General features: G+C 38.4%; 23 protein-coding genes. 8 read left to right on the top strand and 15 right to left on the bottom strand.

What is annotated here, in order from left to right; translation table 11 throughout:
* Position 1: 1 nt before the first annotated feature.
* From TEL01S_RS05110 to TEL01S_RS05085, 6 genes are read right to left on the bottom strand one after another with little or no spacing between them, the layout of a single operon-like run.
* Positions 2-817, bottom strand: a complete 816-nt coding sequence (locus tag TEL01S_RS05110) for a CheR family methyltransferase (protein WP_012003060.1) — start codon at positions 815-817, stop codon at positions 2-4.
* Complete coding sequence (locus TEL01S_RS05105) at positions 786-1553, bottom strand: hypothetical protein (RefSeq protein WP_028843210.1); 768 nt, start codon at positions 1551-1553, stop codon at positions 786-788. The genes TEL01S_RS05110 and TEL01S_RS05105 overlap by 32 nt, the downstream gene beginning before the upstream one ends.
* Positions 1550-2311: a YebC/PmpR family DNA-binding transcriptional regulator gene (locus tag TEL01S_RS05100; protein WP_012003058.1), complete on the bottom strand. Its 762-nt coding sequence runs from the start codon at positions 2309-2311 to the stop codon at positions 1550-1552. Before TEL01S_RS05100 ends, TEL01S_RS05105 begins: the two co-directional genes overlap by 4 nt.
* 11 nt (positions 2312-2322) lie before the next feature.
* Positions 2323-3684, bottom strand: coding sequence for a PP2C family protein-serine/threonine phosphatase (locus tag TEL01S_RS05095; RefSeq protein WP_028843211.1), 1362 nt, complete (start codon positions 3682-3684; stop codon positions 2323-2325).
* On the bottom strand, positions 3674-4048 hold the full coding sequence (locus TEL01S_RS05090) for a response regulator transcription factor (protein ID WP_012003056.1): 375 nt from the start codon (positions 4046-4048) through the stop codon (positions 3674-3676). The genes TEL01S_RS05095 and TEL01S_RS05090 overlap by 11 nt, the downstream gene beginning before the upstream one ends.
* Positions 4030-4665, bottom strand: coding sequence for a DUF2344 domain-containing protein (locus TEL01S_RS05085; RefSeq protein ID WP_028843212.1), 636 nt, complete (start codon positions 4663-4665; stop codon positions 4030-4032). Before TEL01S_RS05085 ends, TEL01S_RS05090 begins: the two co-directional genes overlap by 19 nt.
* A 106-nt stretch (positions 4666-4771) precedes the next feature.
* Here TEL01S_RS05085 and TEL01S_RS05080 point away from each other — a divergent pair, with 106 nt between their 5' ends.
* From TEL01S_RS05080 to TEL01S_RS05070, 3 genes are read left to right on the top strand one after another with little or no spacing between them, the layout of a single operon-like run.
* Positions 4772-6271: an HD domain-containing protein gene (locus TEL01S_RS05080; protein WP_028843213.1), complete on the top strand. Its 1500-nt coding sequence runs from the start codon at positions 4772-4774 to the stop codon at positions 6269-6271.
* 1 nt (position 6272) lies between these two features.
* Positions 6273-8072, top strand: a complete 1800-nt coding sequence (locus TEL01S_RS05075) for a polysaccharide biosynthesis protein (RefSeq protein ID WP_028843214.1) — start codon at positions 6273-6275, stop codon at positions 8070-8072.
* The gene (locus TEL01S_RS05070) at positions 8069-8944 is read left to right on the top strand and encodes a glycosyltransferase family 4 protein (protein ID WP_012003052.1); all 876 of its coding nucleotides are present in this window, start codon (positions 8069-8071) and stop codon (positions 8942-8944) included. The genes TEL01S_RS05075 and TEL01S_RS05070 overlap by 4 nt, the downstream gene beginning before the upstream one ends.
* Here TEL01S_RS05070 and TEL01S_RS05065 read toward each other — a convergent pair.
* The 4 genes from TEL01S_RS05065 to TEL01S_RS05050 are packed head-to-tail and all read right to left on the bottom strand — an operon-like array spanning position 8849 to position 12215.
* Positions 8849-9739, bottom strand: coding sequence for a DUF1385 domain-containing protein (locus TEL01S_RS05065; RefSeq protein WP_012003051.1), 891 nt, complete (start codon positions 9737-9739; stop codon positions 8849-8851). The two genes, TEL01S_RS05070 and TEL01S_RS05065, sit on opposite strands and share 96 nt — an antisense overlap.
* A gap of 11 nt (positions 9740-9750) precedes the next feature.
* Positions 9751-11046: a sensor histidine kinase gene (locus tag TEL01S_RS05060; protein WP_012003050.1), complete on the bottom strand. Its 1296-nt coding sequence runs from the start codon at positions 11044-11046 to the stop codon at positions 9751-9753.
* On the bottom strand, positions 11030-11644 hold the full coding sequence (locus TEL01S_RS05055) for a response regulator transcription factor (RefSeq protein WP_012003049.1): 615 nt from the start codon (positions 11642-11644) through the stop codon (positions 11030-11032). The genes TEL01S_RS05060 and TEL01S_RS05055 overlap by 17 nt, the downstream gene beginning before the upstream one ends.
* 19 nt (positions 11645-11663) lie before the next feature.
* Entirely contained in the window at positions 11664-12215 is a 552-nt protein-coding gene (locus tag TEL01S_RS05050) for a transglycosylase SLT domain-containing protein (RefSeq protein ID WP_012003048.1), read from the bottom strand.
* 54 nt (positions 12216-12269) lie between these two features.
* Here TEL01S_RS05050 and dnaX point away from each other — a divergent pair, with 54 nt between their 5' ends.
* The 5 genes from dnaX (at position 12270) to tpiA (ending at position 17097) form a co-directional block, all read left to right on the top strand.
* The gene (gene dnaX, locus TEL01S_RS05045; RefSeq protein WP_012003047.1) at positions 12270-13667 is read left to right on the top strand and encodes a DNA polymerase III subunit gamma/tau; all 1398 of its coding nucleotides are present in this window, start codon (positions 12270-12272) and stop codon (positions 13665-13667) included.
* Between the two features lie 6 nt (positions 13668-13673).
* Positions 13674-14018, top strand: coding sequence for a YbaB/EbfC family nucleoid-associated protein (locus tag TEL01S_RS05040; protein WP_012003046.1), 345 nt, complete (start codon positions 13674-13676; stop codon positions 14016-14018).
* A gap of 78 nt (positions 14019-14096) precedes the next feature.
* Positions 14097-15095 (top strand): type I glyceraldehyde-3-phosphate dehydrogenase, encoded by a 999-nt coding sequence (gap, locus tag TEL01S_RS05035; protein ID WP_012003045.1) that lies wholly within the window; start codon positions 14097-14099, stop codon positions 15093-15095.
* A 53-nt stretch (positions 15096-15148) separates the two neighbouring features.
* Positions 15149-16342, top strand: coding sequence for a phosphoglycerate kinase (locus TEL01S_RS05030; protein ID WP_012003044.1), 1194 nt, complete (start codon positions 15149-15151; stop codon positions 16340-16342).
* A gap of 8 nt (positions 16343-16350) precedes the next feature.
* Positions 16351-17097 (top strand): triose-phosphate isomerase, encoded by a 747-nt coding sequence (tpiA, locus tag TEL01S_RS05025; protein WP_353738046.1) that lies wholly within the window; start codon positions 16351-16353, stop codon positions 17095-17097.
* 8 nt (positions 17098-17105) lie between these two features.
* On the opposite strand, the gene TEL01S_RS05020 is transcribed toward tpiA, so the two are convergent.
* From TEL01S_RS05020 to TEL01S_RS05000, 5 genes are all read right to left on the bottom strand, one after another.
* On the bottom strand, positions 17106-17780 hold the full coding sequence (locus tag TEL01S_RS05020; protein ID WP_012003042.1) for a 2-phosphosulfolactate phosphatase family protein: 675 nt from the start codon (positions 17778-17780) through the stop codon (positions 17106-17108).
* Positions 17781-17782: 2 nt separating this feature from the next.
* Positions 17783-18019 carry a glutaredoxin family protein gene (locus TEL01S_RS05015; protein WP_012003041.1) on the bottom strand — a complete coding sequence of 79 codons (237 nt, stop codon included), beginning with the start codon at positions 18017-18019 and terminating at the stop codon, positions 17783-17785.
* A 50-nt stretch (positions 18020-18069) separates the two neighbouring features.
* Complete coding sequence (locus TEL01S_RS05010; protein WP_012003040.1) at positions 18070-18747, bottom strand: hypothetical protein; 678 nt, start codon at positions 18745-18747, stop codon at positions 18070-18072.
* 110 nt (positions 18748-18857) lie between these two features.
* On the bottom strand, positions 18858-19484 hold the full coding sequence (gene yqeK / locus TEL01S_RS05005; protein WP_012003039.1) for a bis(5'-nucleosyl)-tetraphosphatase (symmetrical) YqeK: 627 nt from the start codon (positions 19482-19484) through the stop codon (positions 18858-18860).
* Between the two features lies 1 nt (position 19485).
* Positions 19486-19767, bottom strand: a complete 282-nt coding sequence (locus TEL01S_RS05000; RefSeq protein WP_012003038.1) for a DUF503 domain-containing protein — start codon at positions 19765-19767, stop codon at positions 19486-19488.
* Positions 19768-19779 lie beyond the last annotated feature (12 nt).

Here is a 19779-nt window from a genome sequence, read left to right as displayed (position 1 = left end):
ATCACTTCACCCTTTGGTAGAAAAAAGGGCTTATTACTTTCAAATTAAGTTCGGCATAATTGAAAATACGCTCGGTGCTTCCAACAAACAAAATTCCACCGAGCTTAAGAGATTTCGCAAAATTTCTGTAGAGCTTATCTTTTGCTTCTGGTTCAAAATATATAACTACATTTCGGCAAATTATAAGGTCTACGGATTCAGGAAAAGGATCCTGGAGCATATTATGTTTTCTGAACAGAACCCTTTTCTTGGCGTTTTCTTTTATTTTGTAAGTCCCATCTAAAAGATCAAAATATTTGTCGAGATATGATTTTGGTGTACTAACCATTGATCTTGCTTCATAAATACCTGATCTTGCTTCCTCCAGGGCTCTTTCATCAAGATCAGTTGCCAGGATCGAGGCAGATAACGGAGCTCTTAATTCTTCCAGTAAAATAGCAAGAGAATACGGCTCCTCACCGCTTGCACAACCAGCACTCCAGGCTTTGAAATGCCCTCTCGAAGCATTTAAGAGCCCTGGTAGGTGCCTATCTCTGAGCTCCCACCATTTTTCTGGATTTCTGAAAAATTCAGTGACGTTTATAGTCAATTTGTCAAGAAATTCCTCTTTCGCTTGCTCATTTGCAAGCAAAAACCTTAAGTATTCCTGAAACGAGTTGAGTTTATATTTTCTTATCAATATTTCTATTCTCCGTTTTACCCTGTGAGGTTTATAACCAGACAGGTCGAGTCCAAAATATCTGTTGACTTCTCTAACGAACCATTGAAAATCTTCCAGGGGTAGCTCACCAGAAAACTGGGAAAGAAAGTCCTGCATACCATCTCTCCTTCTCAAATTTCGCAATCAGGTAAATATCCAGTATTTTTTTTCTAAAATCAATTGATTCATTTGTCGCAATGATCCATTCATCTTTGTTAAACCATCCAAAACCTATTTTTGTTTCAAATCCCATGTATTGTAGAAAAAAGTACATTCTGTTTAATGCCAGAGCGAATCTCATGCCTACATTTGGTATAACGAAAATTAAAGCGTTCTGATAAACGATTTCTAAACCATAACCATAGTTGGAAACAAAAGGTTCGAGCTCAAAGTTATAAAACTTTAATGGCACACCAAGATGATAACTTCCATTGTTACTCAACGATATGGAAAAATAACTTGACCTGAAAAATATCGAATAATCTTCCTGTACAACTCCTCCAATTGCCCCATTAAATGCCCACAGGCTTGTCGTATAAGGCTCGTAATCTACGTTGCTGTAACGAAGCCAGCTCATATCCGGCATTGAAAATTTGATCCCAGACGTATCAAAATCAAGCGAAAGATATTTAAGGCTATCGAAAGGCTTAAGCAAAGGAAACAACACCGGTTCTTTAGAATCACTGACAACACCACCGGTAAAAGCCAGATCGGCCTGGACTTTCCAGAACTCAATATGTGGCAATAGCGTAAAGCCAAACCACCGAGCACTACCAGGCGCAAAATCGAGATTTACCGTGGCAGCAAAACAGCTCAGTGGTATCAGTAGAAATACCAGCCAGATTCTTTTCATTGATTCATCTGAGAAAGTATAGCCTCCATTTCTGCGTCGTCCATTTCGAAATTCGAATAAACATCTTGAACATCATCCATATCTTCAAGTGCATTAAGCAATGCCAGAATTTTTTCAGCATCCTTGCCTGTGACCTGAACAGTATTTTTGGGAACGTAAGATATACCCGCTTCAGCCTTATACCCATTTTTTTCAAGTTCTTCTTTCACGCTCATGAGATTATCCGGCGAAGTTGTGATTCTAACTGGGTCGTCCTGATCGTCTATGTCCTCTGCGCCTGCGTCTATTGCCATCATGACAAGTTCCTCTACATTGGCAACCTGATCGCGCGGAACACTTATTATGCCTTTTCTCTCAAAAATCCACCCCACCGCTCCAAGGTCTGCGAGGCTTCCTCCGTGCCTGCTCAATACATGCCGAAGTTCTTGAGCGGTTCGATTTTTGTTGTCTGTAAGAGCGCGTATGTACAGAGCTACTCCACCTGGACCATAAGCTTCATAGATAATTTCCTGGTATTCTACACCTTCAAGCTCTCCTGTTCCACGCTTGATTGCCTTTTCGATATTTTCTCTTGGCATATTAGCTTCTTTGGCCTTTTCAATTGCTGTTCGTAACCTTGAATTCGTTTCCGGGTCTCCTCCGCCTTCGCGAGCGGCAACGATCAATTCACGAATAAGTTTAGTGAATAATTGCGATTTTTTCGCGTCCTGGGCCATTTTTCGATGTTTTATATTCGCCCACTTGTTGTGACCTGACATTTTCTTCCCTCCTAAGTTAGATTCTCTCCAAGATATTTTATCACCGTTATAGTTGTATCGTCATGTCTCTGAGTACCGTACGAAAAATCATCAACGTCTGCTTTTATCCTTTCGATAATTTCAACTGCTGTTTTCTCTCTGGTCATTAGAATCTGGTTATATAATCTTTCGAATCCATATTCATTTCCGTTCTTATCTCTTGCTTCAGTAACACCATCCGTATACGCAACAAGAAGATCGCCAGGTTTCATCTTTGCTTCAAACATTTTATACGTTATATCCTTTATTATCCCAAGCGGCATATCTTGAGCCCGAATCGATTTCAAATCAGATCCGGATAATAATAATACAGGATTATGCCCGGCATTGACAAGTTGAAGAACGCCGTTCGAATGTAAGCAAAGCAATATCATTGTCACAAACCGATCTTCCTCAAGATCATCACACAGCGCATTATTCAACTCAATAGCGAGCTTAGAAATATCATCAATTGTCCTGTACAAAGTCCTTAGAGCACTTCTCAAAGAAGTCATCATCAATGCTGCTGGTATACCTTTCCCCGATACGTCAGCAACTGTCACGAAAACTTTGTCGTCCTTTACAAGGATATCATAATAATCTCCTCCAACCTGTATTGCTGGTATGCTATCGGCACTGATTTCTACGTAACTCAAAGATGGCAACCTCGAAGGAAAAAGCTTTTTTTGAATTTGCCTTGCTATCTCAAGCTGCTCTTTGAGCCTCTGCCTTTCAACTTCTCTTTTAAGTCTGACATATCTTTCACATATTGAAGCCAATAACTGAGCAGTAGCTTCGAGAATTTTTCTGTCTGCTGCTGTAAAAAAATCCGGAGATCTTTCAACCAGGGTAATCCTCCCCCATACAATATCACTACTTTTTACAGGAACAGATAAAAGATTCCGCACTAAATTATTCTGAGATGGTTCTATTAGCAAAACCTGATCATCTTGCTCGATCAGTCTAATAGACCTTTCGAACAAATCTCTATCAAAATCAAACAACTGCTCATAATTCGTATGTTTGTCCATAACATCCAGCTCAATTGAAATAGCAAAAAATGGAATAGTTTGCTTTAAGAGTTCTACAAGGGCATCCAATTTTTCTTCCGGATCCATTACGTTGGCAAGCAAATTATTGAGTTCAAAAAGAGTGGCTATTTCCTGGTATGTTTTCGATAGTTCCTCTATGTGTTCTTCCAAAAGCTTTGTACAATCTTTACGGCGTTCGTTGAGCTCAATTAAAATTTTATCCATAGCGTTCGCTATATCTTTCAAACTCGCAAATCCTTTGTAAGGGGGGAGCTCAACGGCTTTTGAAATACGTTCATAAATTTCCTTAAGGTCACTTTCCACGCTGAATCACCCTTCTAACTTCCTCGAGCAATTTCAAAGGGCTGAACGGTTTTGTCAAAAAGCTATTTGCGCCAAGTTCAAGAGCCGTTTTTGGATCACTTTCGCCACCTTTTGCCGTCAACATTATTACCGGGATTTCTTTCAAATTCTCATCTTTTCTCATTGTTCTGAGGACTTCAAAACCATCTATATACGGCATCATAATATCAAGTATTACCAGATCTGGTTTTTCCTGTCTCAATTTTTCAAGCGCTTCTCTGCCGTCTTTTGCCTCCTGCACGGAATAACCTTCTTTGATTAAATTGAAACTAACTATTTTTCTTAAAACCTCAGAATCATCCACAACTAACACTCTGTATCCCATGAAGATTCCTCCAGAATCTCAGATAATGGTCTTTCATTACAAAAAGCCTCTGTGCATTCAATCAGCAGAAAACCATCTCTTCTGTTTAAAATAGATTCGTACAAATATTTGGCGTGAACCATTTTATCCTTTGGTTGTAAATATTTTATCACAGCAAAATCACCTTTAAAGTCAAAAGACACCTGATGAAAAAAATCTTTCATAAGGCCATATTTTCTTTTTTCAGGCACTTCCAGTGGTTTTTCTTCATCATATTTGGAAATATCCACACTGCTTTTTGGAATGATCAGTCTAAACTCATAGGAAGTAACAAGCCTGTTCATATTCATTTCTGTCCACCATAATTTGACTGGATAAAGACCACAAAGAGATGTTCTCTTCAATTTGTTGAGGGCTTCTACTTTATTTTTAAATGCAATCCTCACATACAGCGCTAAATTGATCACACCTGTTGGCACAGGGTCCAGATATGACACTTTTACCTTCTGATGAAACCCCTCTGTCATAATCAAAGGCAATCCAGAGCGCCGCAAGTTTCTTTCGATCGCATTTGAAGTTTCTATCGCTGAAAGAAATCTTATCAACCCGTATTTTTTGTATCTTACGATTGCAAACATTTTTCCTCCTGAAATATTAGACTCAATAATTATACTACGAAAAAATGTAGTCGAATTCAATTGCTTGGAGTATAATGTACTGTGAGGATTAAAAGGAGTGACGAACTTGTACTATAAGGTTTCGCGTGATCCTATACATTCAGAAATTTTTCTGTACCCCCTGGAGATTCTGGCAATTGACACAAGGCCTGTTCAAAGACTTCGCTATTTATCTCAGCTTGTTGGAGCCGAACTGGTTTATCCCGGAGCAACTCATAACAGATTTGCACACTCACTTGGTGTTATGCATATTTGCGGTTTGTATGCATCAAAGTTATTTGAAGAACCCGCTAAGAGAAGAATTATAAGACTTGCTGGTTTATTGCACGATATAGGTCATGGTCCATTCAGTCATCAATTCGATGACATAGTTTACAGGAGAATGGGATTTAACGATGGCCACGATCAATTCAGGGAAAGAATATTATTAGAGTTAATGCCAAATGAAATGATGGATTCTTACAGGAGAATCTCGGACAACAGAATGAGAAAAGCCATTGCTGAAGATTTGCGCGAAACAATGCAAACAGAAGAGATATCTTTAGAAGTTTTTCGAAAATTGATGGAATTAGTGAACAAAATTTTCAAGGGAGAAGAATCCGGGAGTGTTGAATTCAATATTGTTCAGGGCCCACTTGGGGCAGATAGATTTGATTTTCTCTTAAGGGATTCTTATTACAGCGGGACGAGGCATTTTGGAGTGGGAGCTCTCGATAGAATCATAAGGAATTCTTTCATAAAAGAGAAAGATTCCAAATCCATCCTTTGCTACCACGTGAAAATACTCGATCAAATTTATACAAGTTTGTTTGGAAGATTTATGATGTATAAAAATGTTTATTTTCATAAAACATCGAGGGCAGCTGACCTTATGATACAGGAAATACTTTCCTGTATTTACGAACCCCTCAGGCTCGCCGAAAAAGTTAATAACCTTGAGGAATTTCTCGAACTAACAGACCAGTCTATATTCGCTTTGATCAAAAATGAATTCCGTAAACTCCTGGAAAAATATGATGTAGAGGAAGAAGATCTCCTTGAAGAAAAGACAGAAGTCAATTATGTAGAGCGTCTTTTAATAAAAGCGTACAGATTGCTGAGAAGATTCGAGTCGCGGAATCTGTGGAAACTTTTAACTGAAACAAGTTTTACCGCTTCTGGAGCGGACCCTTCAGTGATGAGCAAAGCAGTAGCCAATAACACTCTTGAGAAAATAAAACTAAGATTAGAGGAACTCGAAAAATCTGCGGAAATACCGGAAGAAGACAGGCAGATTCTGTCAGAAATATTGGAGAATTTCAACGAATTTTTCAAAATCGATACGCCATACAAACTTTCCTTAATACATCCTAATGAGTTCATAAAAAGCAACGTTTTTCTATACGACCCTTCAAGAGAAGAGATCTACTCTATGGAAGATTACCTGAAAGAACACCCTGCTTATCAATTGATGGCAAGTAACCTCGTTCAAATAGTGCGAGTGTATGTAACGCAGGATATCCGGCAAATCCTTAAAAAATACAATATTTTACCAGATAATGGCCTGGAGCTGACAACGAGGTGGTGAAGTGAAAAGGAAGATGGCACTTTTCCTTATCGACATTAGCTTGACTTTTTTTGCCGGTGTAGTAGCTCTTTTTGTGAGATTAGGCTTCGACTGGCCTGAGCTTGCAAAATATTTTTTAAGTATACCTATTTACTGCACAATAGCTGCCATTGTGTATATTGCGAATGGGACATACAAAATAGTTTGGCTTTATGCTTCCTTTAAAGATATGGTGCTGTTGATGAGAGGAACAATTATCGCATATCTTTTAAATGTGGTTTTTTTTCACCTGACGAATTTTGTTGTTTTGCCCCGATCAGTTGGAATGATGACTTTTCTCGGCTCAACAATGATTCTCATAGCGAGCAGATTTTTCTGGCAATGGCTAAACACCGTCCCACCCTCAGCAGGAAAACGTGTACTGATAGTTGGTGCAGGTAGTGCCGGAACCATGCTACTTGAAGATTTTGAACACCGCCCACAGCTCGGCAAGGTAGTTGGATTCATCGACGATTCACCAAGAAAGATAGGCAGGAAAATTCATGGTGTGCCTGTGTACGGTCCCGCTGATAGAGCTATGGAAATTGTAGAGATGCTCAAAATCGACGAAGTTATTATAGCTATACCTTCAGCCACAGCTGAGCAGATGAGGAGGATCATTTCTCTGATAAATCCAAGAAGAGTAAAGATAAGAACTCTTCCTGGCATATATGAATTAACAGATGGTCAAGCAAGAGTGGGATCGCTCAGGGAAATAAAAATAGAAGACTTGCTTGGAAGAGAAGAAGTAAAAGTTGATCTGCAGCAAATAAAATCGTACATAAACGGTAAAAGAATAATGGTTACCGGTGCCGGCGGGAGCATAGGAAGTGAATTATGCAGGCAGCTATCAAAACTTGAACCTTCTACTCTTATACTGCTTGGTAAAGGAGAAAATAGCATATATAAAATTGACGAAGAACTCCGTGTAGAAAATCCATCCGTAGAAAGAATAAGGGTAATAGCAGATATATCAGATCCAACCAGAATGGAACAAGTTTTTCGACTAACAAGGCCACAGATAGTTTTCCATGCTGCTGCACATAAACATGTCCCGTTGATGGAAGAAAATCCTTATGAAGCCCTGAAGGTAAATACACTCGGAACAAAAATCGTTGCTGAATTGTGCTGTAAATTTGAAGCCGAAAAAATGATATTCATATCAACAGATAAAGCCGTTAATCCTTCTTCAATAATGGGTGCAACAAAACGATTAGCTGAATTACTTCTTCTCTCAATGAATCAGGGTTGCAAAACCAATTTCGTTATTGTGAGGTTTGGCAATGTTATAGGTAGTCGAGGAAGTGTAGTTCCAAAATTCATGGACCAAATTTCAAAAGGTGGCCCTGTTACAGTAACAGATCAGCGCATGGTGAGATATTTTATGAGCCTTTCAGAAGCAGTATCTCTGGTTTTACAAGCTGGAAGTTTTGGAACAAACAAAGATCTTTTTGTTCTTGACATGGGTAAACCCATATCCATAGATGAACTTGCAAGAACAATGATTTTGCTCAATGGGTTGATACCAGAGCAAGATATAAAGATTGTTTACACAGGCAGTAGAAGTGGCGAAAAAATGTCTGAAGAATTATTCTATGAAGATGAGTTCGTTGAGGCAACGAAGCATCCAAAGGTCAAAATGGTGAAAACAAAAAAGAAGATAGCTTATGAAGAACTCTGTAAATCACTTGAAGAAATGATAAAACTGTCAATAGACAAACCTGGAGAATTGATAGAATACGTGAAACGCTTTCTGAGATCCATTGAAGAGGGGAAAAAATGACTTTTATTGTTTCATTCTTTTTAAATCTGCTTTTCGTGGGATTTTTTGCAAGAAAATTTCCTCTCGATATGCCAAACTCAAGAAAGATTCACACCATACCCATACCATTAACTGGTGGTGTAGCTATATTCATTGCACTACTTGTAACTGAAAAAAATCTCTTAACCATAATTCCAGTTGTTTTAGCTTTTTCACTCGGATTTCTGGATGATATAGAAGATTTGTCTTACAAAATCAAGTTACCTGTTCAATTCTTAATAGCCCTGAGCGCTCTTTTTGTGGTTTCTCAGAAAATAACTTTTTTTGGAATAACATTAAACAATACATTGGGCAGAGTAATTGAATTATTCTGGTTCATGTCAATGCTCAATGCAATCAACATGATAGACGGTATAGATGGACTTGCATGTTCCACAACAATGATAAGTTCACTCCTATCAAAAGAATACAGCCTTGCTTTGGCCGTTGCGGGGTTTTTACCATTCAACTTGCCCAGAGCAAAATCTTTCCTTGGTAATAGTGGCGCAACATTGCTTGGAATATATCTTCCCATGAGGGTGCTTGAATTTTTTGATGGCGATCTGGGATTTGCCACAATCTTTCTCGGATATCCGGCTTTCGAGATACTGAGCAGCTTTACGCGCCGAATAATAAAACACAAAAATCCACTCGTTGCAGATAAAGAACATACCCATCATCTATTGATCAAAAAAACCAATATCTATAAGACTTTAATTGTTCTACTCTCTTTTTCGCTGCTTTGTAACCTCCTCGGCCTATCCAAAAAACTCTGGTCCTTCGTGATCTACTTGTGCATCTGCGCTGTTTTCTTCGCTTATTGCTTCCTTCAGCGCCGCGATAGCAACCGCTAACTGCGATTCATCAGGTTGGGCAGTTGTTAATTTCTGCAGAAGCAGGCCTGGCAAAATGAAGATCTTGCTGATCTTTGATCTTCTGGCAGAAATTCTGAGAAACTCGTACGCAACACCTATGACCAGTGGTATAAAGACAACTCTAATCACTACTCTCCAGGCCAAACTGTTCGGTTTTACTATACCCAGCAAACTGAAAACAATTATAGAGGCTATAAGAAAAATCATAGCAAAATTTGTACCACACCTTGGATGAATAGTACTATGTTTTACTGCATTTTCGACGGTCAACTCTTCTCCGGCCTCGTATGTATGTATACTCATATGTTCTGCTCCATGATACTGGAAAATTCTTTTTACATCTTTCAAAAATGAGATAATACCGACGTAGATAAGAAACATCGCGATTCTTATTAAGCCTTCTGTGAGTGAAAACAAAAACTCATTTTGTTTTAAGAATCCCAGGAGATTTGTTATCATGACAGGAGAGATTATAAATAAACCGACAGCCATCACTACAGCTAAAAAAATAGACCAGAATGTTTCTGATTTTTTCATTTTCTGTCCGGAGCTTATCTCGGCTGATCTGTCCAGAGCGTATATTCCATAATAGAGAGAGTAAAATAGACTAACAATTCCTCTTAGAAAAGGAATTTTGAAGAACTTCGATTGTGAAGGAGATTTTTTTGCTATTTCCTCTATTACTATCTTTCCCTCACTGTTCCTAACCGCAACAACAACTTTTTTGCCCATCATCAGAACACCTTCGATTACAGCCTGTCCACCTACTTTCATATCGTCCCTCCTTAGTTGCACGGTGGCATTTTTACGATAAATTCACTGCCTTTGTTGAGTTCGCTTTCTACTTCAATCTTACAATTCATGGTTTTCGCAAGTTTTTCCACCAGTGATAATCCCAATCCATATCCTTCGCTTGATCGAGATTTATCCCCTTTGTAAAACTTGTGGAATATTTTGTTTTTTTCAAATTCACTCATACCTATTCCAAAATCTTTTACACTTACCCAGCTATCACCACATTTGAGAATTATTTCTTTTCTGTCTTTTGAAAACTTCACAGCATTTTCAACCAATGCTTTTACAATGATTTCAAGTACCCTCGGGTCTGCGTATCCACAACCTTGACCTTCGACATATATTGAAAATTCCTTGAACTGTAATCGAAACTGCTCTGCAAGGTTATGTAAAAAAGTGTTGAGCTCTATATTTTGAAATTCTACTTTCGTAACAGGTTTCGAAAGCGATAGCAGAGTTTCAACCAGCTTTGCAAGTTTAATAGAAGTATCCTGGATCGTTCTGGCAGACTCAATAACTATTTCTTTGTTGTATGAAAACTTTTGCATCAATTCTGCATAACCCTGTATAGTTGCCAGCGGCGTTTTCAACTCATGGGAAACATCATTTATGAAATCATTCTGTGCTTCAAATCCAACCTGGAGCCTGTCAAGCATCTCATTGATTGTCTTTGCCAGTTTTGAAACCTCATCATTTGTTTCAGGATCATGGACTCTCTTGGCTAAATCCGCAGCATTTATATCTTTCAGTTCATCTGTTATTCGACGCATTGGTGTGAGAGATTTGTTTACAAAATAATTCCCAAGTACAAAAGAAAAAACACTGAAAATCACCCATAGCATGAAAAAGGACCTGGCAAGAATTCTAAGAAAATCACCCATGCCTCCAGCCGGAGAGAGCAGGTAATAATCTCTTTCTTTGTTAAGAACAACGAACTTTGCTTTGAAAACAAGATATTCATCTTCACCCAGTTTTATGTAGGCGGGATTTTTAACTGAGAAAACACGAGAAAGAAAATGATCAAAATTTTCATGCTCAGTATTTATAGAGCCCGCTATTAAATTACCATTTTCGTCAATAATAGCTACACCTGGGGGTAAAGCAAAATTTCTCATAACCCCGGGCATTCTGAGAAATTGAAGAACATTCTGCCTCAAAGACTCGACAGATCGGTTTAAATGTATATTTTTCACCAGCTTATAAGCACTAATCAATCCAAAGCCAAGAATTATCGAAAAAAATGTCGTATACCAGAATACCATTTTCCATTTAAGCGTCGAGAACATAACCAGTCCCTCTCACAGTTTTAATAAAATCTGCGTATTCTCCAAATTTATCCCTCAAGTACTTTATATAAACATCAACTATGTTTCGGCTTATATAACTGTTGTTTCCCCATACTTCTTTGAGCAATTCATCTCTACTCACAACTTTTCTCATGTTAACATAGAGGTGGTATAAAAGAGCACTTTCCCTGTCTGAAAGAATTGTTTCTCTGCCATCAGGAAAGCTAAGAATTTTCGATTTCATATCAAATGTCAATGGACCTATTTTCAACAAATCTGTTTTTCTAACCCTTCTGGCTACAGCTTCGACACGCGCCAGCAATTCATCCAGGTGAAAAGGTTTTGGGAGATAATCATCGGCTCCTTTTTTCAAGCCGCGTATCTTATTTTCAACCTCACCTCTGGCAGTTAGAATAACTATACCAACTTCTGCATCGGTTGATCTTATTTTTTCCAAAACCTCAAAACCATCCATACCTGGGAGCATCAGATCAAGCACAACAACCACTGGATTTTCCAGTAAAAATGTTTGCCATCCATCCTCACCATTATGAGCCACATATACTTCATAGCCGTTATTTTCAAAAAGAATCTGCAAAAGACGGGCTATTTTCGGATCATCTTCTACTATCAGTAATCTGATAGGCCATCAACTCCTTGTATTGCTGAAAAATCCTGTTGGCATACTCTGTTTTCATACTACCACCATTGTACAACTCAAGCGCCTTTAAAAGATTGCCGGAAGTTCTTTGAATCAAATATTTGAGATATAAGACACCGTATTCAATGTTCAACTCATAGTTCCAAAGCAGGGTTATCCATCCTTCTTCAGGCTCAGATAAGTCGTAGATTTGCGCGACAAATTGTGCTGTCTGTGGTTTGATTTGAACTAAACCAAGCTCACCATACATGCCAACAACATTCCTGAACTCACTTTCCACTTTTATTAGGGCTATTATTATCAAAGGATCAAGATCATATTTTTCTGATATTTCAATAATACTCTCATACAAATCATCTATTATTTGTTCATCCACGATCAGACCGTGACCAGATCGGCTTTCTATAACGAGCTCCTTAAACCAGCTCGGAGTCGTGTTAGCTACAAATGTGACACTGAAAAATACGAGAATCAATAAAAAGCCTGTTTTTAATCTCGAATATACCATTTTGCACCTCCACAAAAGTCTTATCTGTTATAATTTAATCAAAGGAGGAACCACATGGAAGCCCTTTATCGAAAATATAGGCCAAAGAACTTCGATCAAATAATAGACCAGCTTCAAGCAAAATTGGTTCTCCAAAATGCATTACTCAAAAATAAGATATCACATGCATATATATTTTCAGGCCCCCGGGGAACCGGCAAGACCTCTGTTGCGAGAATTCTCGCGAAGGCTCTGAATTGCTCAAACAGAAAGGGATATGAGCCATGCTGTGAATGCGAAAGTTGTCTCTCTATCGACAGAGGAACGCACCCAGATGTTATAGAGCTTGATGCAGCTTCAAACAGAGGTATTGATGAAATTCGCAAAATCAGAGACGCAGTTGGATTTAAACCAATGCTCTCGTCGCACAAGATTTATATAATTGATGAGTTTCACATGTTAACTCGTGAAGCATTTAATGCTTTACTGAAAACTCTTGAAGAGCCTCCTGAAAAAGTACTTTTTGTGCTCGCGACAACCAATCTTGAAAGAGTACCACAAACGATAATATCGAGATGCCAGGTCATAGAATTCAGAAATTTTAGCGAAGATGCTATCCTTGAAAACATCAGAAAGGTTGCCCATTTTGAGTCGATAGAGTTGCATGAGGACGCAGCAAGAATGATAGCTAGAAGAGCATCTGGCGGTATGCGTGATGCGTTATCTTACTTAGAGCAAATTGCAAATTATGCTGATGGTCAAGTGATAACGCCACAGGTCGTGGAAAAAGCCCTTGGACTCGTACCAGATGAAATAGTTCAAAGGTACATTAAAGCCATCAGAAACGGACTGGTAAAAGAAGTCGGGGAACTGGTGGATGAGGTACATAGAAGTGGCTTAGATGTCGATCAGTTATTGCAGTCATCTATCGAAATCATAGAAGAAGAAATTTCACGAAATCCATCAAGAGATCTAATATCAATTGGTGAAAATTTGGTTTTGATTCTCAGAGAGCTCAAATATAGTGAGAATAGAAAAGCTATTTGCAAACTCCTTTCGATGAATCTTGCTTCGAAGTTTGAATCACCTGAAAAAATTGAGCATGATTATGAAATCAAAAATAAATCAACCGAAAAATCAGAACCCGTAGAAGAGAAAAAAAGTTCAAAAGAAAAAAGCAAAATAGAGGAACTTCTGAGTTATTTGAAGGAACAGGGCGATATGGCTATTTGTATAGCTTTGTTACAGTCTAAAATCTCAGACAGAGGAGATAGTATTGAGATATCCTTACTACCTTCACAGAGATTTCAGTACGAGTATCTGAGGGAAAAAATCCTTGAAGTTGAATATTTGTTTAAAACATATGTGAAAAGAAACTGCGTGGTAGATATACGCTTGGACGAAGACCGAGAAAGGAGAATCCTCCAGAAACTCCAGGAAAGTTTTCCGGGAAAAATTCGTATAGAGGAGTGAAGTTGAGTGAAAAAAATAAAAGGGTTTGGTGGAAAAAGTTATGGCAAAATTGATAAGAGTAGCGGGTTTGAGCAGATTCAACAAAAAATGAGAGACGAGATTGAGAAACTCGAAAATTCTTTTGAAAACATAGAAGTTTCATCTACATCGGGTGGCGGAGCAGTAAAGGTAACAGCCAAGTGCAATTATGAAATTGTCTCTATTGAGTATGAAGATTCTTTGCTGGAAGATAGAGAAATGTTCAATGACTTGATAGTTGCGGCTATTAATGAGGCGTTGCGAGAGGTAACAAAAAAACGCGAGGAGGAGCTTTCAAAAATAGTTGGGTTGAGTGGATTACCTGGTTTGTGAGATTTTACACAAAGTGATCACCATTTTAAACAAAGATGATATAACATAATACTGAACATTCAAAAGGGAGGGAAAAGCATGAAAATAGCAATTAACGGGTTTGGACGTATTGGAAGAATCGTGCTCAGGGAAATCCTTAAGAGAAATTCGAAAGATATTGAAGTTGTTGCTATCAACGACATAACCGATACCGCTACTCTTGCTCATCTTTTTAAGTATGATTCTGTTCACAAGATTTATCCAGGTGAGGTTTCGGCTAAGGAAAATGAACTGATTATCGATGAAAAAAGCTACAAAGTTTTCAGCGAAAAAGATCCATCGAAATTACCGTGGAAAGATCTTGGTGTTGATATAGTCATTGAATCAACAGGAATTTTTAGGGACAAGGAAAAAGCTTCACTCCACCTTCACGCAGGAGCAAAGAAAGTGATAATTACTGCACCGGCAAAAGGAGAAGATATAACCGTAGTTATAGGTTGCAATGAGAAAAATTTGAAACCAGAACATACAGTGATTTCATGTGCTTCATGTACAACAAACTCAATAGCACCAGTAATCAAAGTGCTCCACGAAAAATTCAATATTTTGAGTGGTTTCTTAACAACAGTTCATGCTTATACAAATGATCAAAGAGTTCTTGACCTTCCTCATAAAGATTTGAGAAGAGCGAGAGCTGCTGCGGTGAATACCATTCCTACCACAACTGGTGCAGCAAAAGCAGTTGCCCTGGTTGTTCCAGAATTGAAAGGAAAACTTGACGGTGTAGCATTAAGAGTTCCAGTTCCAGATGGCTCAATCACAGATTTTGTTGCAGTAGTTGAAAAATCAACCACAGCTGAGGAAGTAAACGAAGTTATGAAAGAGGCATGCGAAACATCACTTAAGGGAATTGTCAAATATAATACTGATGAAATAGTAAGTAGCGATATAGTGGGGACACCATACTCGGGTATTTTTGATGCAACGTTGACAAATGCTAAGGGCAATTTGATAAAGGTGTTCTCCTGGTACGATAATGAATACGGTTATAGCTGCCGTGTTGTTGATACAGTTGAACTGGTTTCAAAAATGATTTAACTCAAAAGAGGGGTGTTATCCCCTCTTTTCACAAGTCAACAGGAGGTGATAAGATGAAAAAATTGACAATAAAAGATATAGATCTTTCAAATAAAGCAGTGATAATGAGAGTTGATTTTAACGTCCCTATCGGTAAAGATGGAAAAGTATCTGACGACACACGAATCACAGCCGCTCTTCCAACAATCAAATATGCTGTCGAGAAAAAAGCAAAAGTTATATTGCTTTCTCACTTGGGCAGGCCAAAAGGATCATTTGATCCAAAGTATAGTTTAAAGCCGATCGCGGAGCATTTAAAAAATATATCAGGTTTGAATGTAATCTTTGTTCCACATGTAGTTGGTGAAGAAGTAAAAGAAGCTGTGAAAAATATGAAGGTTGGCGATGTACTTTTACTTGAAAATACCAGATTTCATCCTGGCGAAGAAAAGAACGACCAGGAATTGGCTAAAGCCTGGGCGGAGCTTGCTGATATTCACGTAAATGACGCGTTTGGTACAGCACACAGGGCACACGCCTCAAATGTCGGTATTGCAAATTTCATACCCAGTGTCGCAGGGTTCCTTATGGAAAAGGAAATTGATTTTCTGAACAAGGTCACTTATGAACCAGATCACCCATATGTAGTTGTGCTTGGTGGTGCGAAAGTATCGGATAAAATAGGGGTAATAACTAATCTCTTAAACAAAGCTGATAAACTCCTCATCGGTGGGGCTATGATGTTCACATTTCTCAAAGCCCAGGGATTAAAAGTCGGATCCTCCCTGGTCGAAAATGACAAACTGGATCTTGCAAAACAAATACTTGAGCAAGCAAAGGAAAAGAAAGTTGAGATAGTCCTCCCTGTGGATGCCATCGTTGCCCAAAAAATAGAAGCCGGCGTTGAGAAGAAAACAGCTGACTTAAAAGATGGAATAGATGATGGGTGGATGGGATTGGATATAGGTCCAAAAACAATAAAAGTATTCGAAGAAGCTTTGAAAAACGCTAAGACTGTCGTTTGGAATGGTCCTATGGGCGTTTTCGAAATTGAAGATTTTGCAGGGGGAACGAAAGCTGTTGCTGAAATGATAGCCAAAATAAAAGGAACAACTGTTATAGGCGGGGGAGATTCTGCGGCAGCTGTTGCCAAATTCGGTTTGGAATCAGCTTATTCGCATGTCTCGACAGGAGGAGGAGCATCACTCGAATTTCTTGAAGGAAAGGATCTCCCAGGTATAAGGAGTATTGCTGATAAAAAAAAATAGATAGAGTCATATTAGCTGGTAACTGGAAAATGAACAAAACTAATGAACAGGCTAAATTCTTTGTTAATAAACTTGTTCAGGATCTGGCGGGTATGAATTTCAAGATAGTATTGTGCCCGCCTTTTGTTTGCCTCTCCGATATTACAGAAATACTCAAGGGAAGTAACTTACATATAGGTGCACAGAATTGTTATTACGAAAATTTTGGAGCCTTCACCGGTGAAATCTCTCCTGTGATGCTTAAGGAATTGAATATTGAATATGTAATCATCGGCCATTCCGAACGTCGTCACATTTTTGGTGAAACAGATGAAATGATCAACAAAAAGATCAAAGCTGTACTCAGCAATGGTATGAAACCAATCATATGTATTGGTGAAACAAAAGAAGAGAGGGAAAAGGGATTAACCTTTTGCGTCATTGAATCTCAGCTGAGACAAGCATTGTTTGGTCTGAACGAAGATGATGTCAGAAAGATTGTAATAGCTTATGAGCCAGTGTGGGCTATTGGAACGGGGATAGTTGCAAAACCACATCAGGCTCAACAAGTGCATATGTTTATACGAAAGTTGCTTGAACAACTTTATGGTCAGGAATTTGCTCAGCAGATACCCATTTTATATGGAGGTAGCATTAAGCCTGATAATTTCCTTGGGTTAATGATTCAGCCGGATATTGATGGCGGCCTGGTAGGTGGAGCAAGTCTTGATGATCAGTTTGTTGAACTTGCAAAGATAGCCTCCTGGTTAGTATAAACAAGCCCCTATGGGGCTTGTTTTATAAAGCGATCTTCAACAAAAACCGGTACAATGCTGTATAAATCTGTTTGAGAACAGAATGTTATATCTGACGAGAATCCATATTCAGCGAGTTCTTGAGCATGCTGCGATTCAAAGAGAAGTTTTGAAAGATCCTTTCTCCTGGATTGCTTCCATAATTCTCTTGATATTCTTGCTCCATCCGTCAATTTATCATTTAGTTCATAGACAATTGCACCGGCACAGAGTACATCTTCATACGCAATCTTTCCTTTTTGCCCGGAACATACAATTGTCACATGGTCATGATTTCTCAGCTGTTCGATAACTGCATGTAAATTTAGAAAACAAGCTGCATACAATTTCTGTGAATTGATCATTGATATAGCTCTTGTGCCATTTGTTGTTGTGAGAATAACCTCTTTGTCTTTCACAGTGAAATACTCTATAGGAGAATTTCCGAGATCAAACCCTTTTGGTTTTATTCCTTTTCTTTCCCCACAGATCAGAATATTTTCCGCTTTTCTCTTTTTAGCCTCTGCTATCTTCCTGACAGGTACCACACATCTGGCACCATTCGCAAGTGCTGTGACAATAGTACTTGTTGCTCTCAAAACATCCACAACAACACAAACATGTTGCTGTGATACAGGTTCAGGTAAAAACAGAACATCAATCAATTTTATCTCACTCCGAGGAGTTTATCTATTCTCGCTCTATCAAAACCAATTACAAGCTGGTTCCCTATTTCAACAACAGGGACACCTGTTTGACCGGTCCTTCTCACAAGTTTTTCAGCATCTTTTTGGCTTTTTGATACATCTACCTCTGTAAATTTAAGACCAAGTTCCCTGAGATAGCTTTTCACTTTGACACAATAAGGGCAACCTGGCGCGGTATAAACTGTTATTTTATACATTTAGCCACCTCCGACAAATATTGTACTCTTTTTGTCGGAATTTTCAATACCTATTTTTTTATATCATCTCTTATGGACTGTATACTATTTGCATCCAGGTAAACCCGCTGATATGTTTTCCCATCAACAACAATCTGTATGGGTTTATCGGTAATAGATTCAGGATAGTAATATCTTGAGGCATTCCTTTGCAACTCATACATTAATTTTGCAAGGCCAGCAGGGGTAAAAGTTGTCTCTGGCTTTAGTGCTGACACCCATTGTTTAAAAAACAAATAATCAAAGGTTTTTGAATTCCTGTTTGATAGCTTCTTCAGAAGGTTTTCAAAATTATCCTCCTCCTGGCCCAAGACCTGTTTTGAAAATTTCGAGATCTGTTCCTTGCTTACAACGGCGTAATATCTTCTGTTTGAAGTTGACTCGATCATTGCTTCTGAGAAGCTGAAAACTTCCAGTGGGTTTTGTACGTCCAGGGATCTGTTGGTCAATGGATTAAAAGAGTACTGTGGAAATCTTAAAATGTATATCATTCTCTTAGTTGTGTCAACTCGTATGAAATAAGCCACATTGTCATCTTTGCATACAAAAGCAAAATGGACAGTCTCGGACAAAAATTCTTCCGAGTTCTTGATAGCATTTGAACTTAGCAAAAACCACAGGCCAAAACTTCCGGCAGCAATAACAGCCACTAACAGAAACCACAAGAAGCCGCTTCTTCTTTTTTTCATAATCTCATGCCTCCCTCACGACTGCTGTCAAATTAGCTTCTTTCATCAATAACTGCTTTTTTTCGTAAGCTAATATTGGTTAAATAAATTCAAATATGAATCACTTAACCTCATTTGCTCTTATTTAAATCTACCGCTGAACCACGCCAGTTCCAGTTGGAATTTCCCTTTTGCAATTCTATCAGCCAATTCCACATCCTCACAGTTTCAGGCAAGATAAATAAACCTCTCTTAATTGCATACTGTATTTTGTTTTCAACTATCAAAAAAAGTGCCTGGTTCAAATCTTGTTTTGCTACTTGCCTTAGCCAATTAATATTGTCATAGATTCTGTTTTCCTCAAGTGAATCTGACAGAAAAACAATCTTTCCTATGTCTGCAAGATTTTCCTTGCCGCTTGTGTGGTATGCAATAGCCTGTAGAATTTCTCTGTCGCGCAGATTAAACCTTCTTTTGACAAATTCTGCCGCAATTTTACCATGCAGGAGAATCGGGTTCAATCTTTCGAGCTTTGTAATTCTAATTCTGTACGCAACAGCCATTCTCAAAAGAACATCCGGTTTTACATCTCTAAAGATATCATGCGCAAATCCAGCAACAGCCACACGATCCTCATCTACTTCATGAATTTTTGCAAGTTGTACGGCAAAATCTACACAGGATTTGATGTGTAAAAAACGTTTATTGCTGAGCAACAAATCAGAAATTTTATGTAACTCCCGAAAAATCTGATCCATCTCACCAACCTTCTCTTTCAATTTCAACTATCTCAAGGCCCATGGTGTTTTCTATCAATGCTGTTATATCCTCAACCACGGCATCGAGTATGCTTTGTGATGAAGAAACGATCGCAACTCCCAATTCTGACCATGTTTTTGAATCACTGTATCCAATCTCACATGCAGATACATTGAATTTTGCTCTAATCTCATTGATAAGTTTTTTCAATAATGAGCGCTTTTCTTTGAGACTGGCTATGCCAAACAATCTCAATTTATAACTCAAAACAGCTACGTGCATCCAAAATCACCT

This window comes from Pseudothermotoga elfii DSM 9442 = NBRC 107921 (genome assembly GCF_000504085.1).
Taxonomy (GTDB): Bacteria; Thermotogota; Thermotogae; order Thermotogales; family DSM-5069; genus Pseudothermotoga_B; species Pseudothermotoga_B elfii.
Note: the sequence above shows the minus strand (reverse complement) of the source record. Positions and strands in the feature narration are given on the sequence as shown.

Coding starts and splice junctions, on each gene's coding strand:
- TEL01S_RS05030 (WP_012003044.1), top strand. CDS start 15,149: ATGAAAAAATTGACAATAAAAGATATAGATCTTTCAAATAAAGCAGTG.
- TEL01S_RS05100 (WP_012003058.1), bottom strand. CDS start 2,311: ATGTCAGGTCACAACAAGTGGGCGAATATAAAACATCGAAAAATGGCC.
- TEL01S_RS05060 (WP_012003050.1), bottom strand. CDS start 11,046: ATGTTCTCGACGCTTAAATGGAAAATGGTATTCTGGTATACGACATTT.
- TEL01S_RS05070 (WP_012003052.1), top strand. CDS start 8,069: ATGACTTTTATTGTTTCATTCTTTTTAAATCTGCTTTTCGTGGGATTT.
- TEL01S_RS05015 (WP_012003041.1), bottom strand. CDS start 18,019: ATGTATAAAATAACAGTTTATACCGCGCCAGGTTGCCCTTATTGTGTC.
- TEL01S_RS05065 (WP_012003051.1), bottom strand. CDS start 9,739: ATGAAAGTAGGTGGACAGGCTGTAATCGAAGGTGTTCTGATGATGGGC.
- TEL01S_RS05050 (WP_012003048.1), bottom strand. CDS start 12,215: ATGGTATATTCGAGATTAAAAACAGGCTTTTTATTGATTCTCGTATTT.
- TEL01S_RS05085 (WP_028843212.1), bottom strand. CDS start 4,665: ATGTTTGCAATCGTAAGATACAAAAAATACGGGTTGATAAGATTTCTT.
- yqeK (WP_012003039.1), bottom strand. CDS start 19,484: ATGGATCAGATTTTTCGGGAGTTACATAAAATTTCTGATTTGTTGCTC.
- TEL01S_RS05110 (WP_012003060.1), bottom strand. CDS start 817: ATGCAGGACTTTCTTTCCCAGTTTTCTGGTGAGCTACCCCTGGAAGAT.
- TEL01S_RS05000 (WP_012003038.1), bottom strand. CDS start 19,767: ATGCACGTAGCTGTTTTGAGTTATAAATTGAGATTGTTTGGCATAGCC.
- TEL01S_RS05105 (WP_028843210.1), bottom strand. CDS start 1,553: ATGAAAAGAATCTGGCTGGTATTTCTACTGATACCACTGAGCTGTTTT.
- dnaX (WP_012003047.1), top strand. CDS start 12,270: ATGGAAGCCCTTTATCGAAAATATAGGCCAAAGAACTTCGATCAAATA.
- gap (WP_012003045.1), top strand. CDS start 14,097: ATGAAAATAGCAATTAACGGGTTTGGACGTATTGGAAGAATCGTGCTC.
- TEL01S_RS05090 (WP_012003056.1), bottom strand. CDS start 4,048: ATGGGATACAGAGTGTTAGTTGTGGATGATTCTGAGGTTTTAAGAAAA.
- TEL01S_RS05010 (WP_012003040.1), bottom strand. CDS start 18,747: ATGAAAAAAAGAAGAAGCGGCTTCTTGTGGTTTCTGTTAGTGGCTGTT.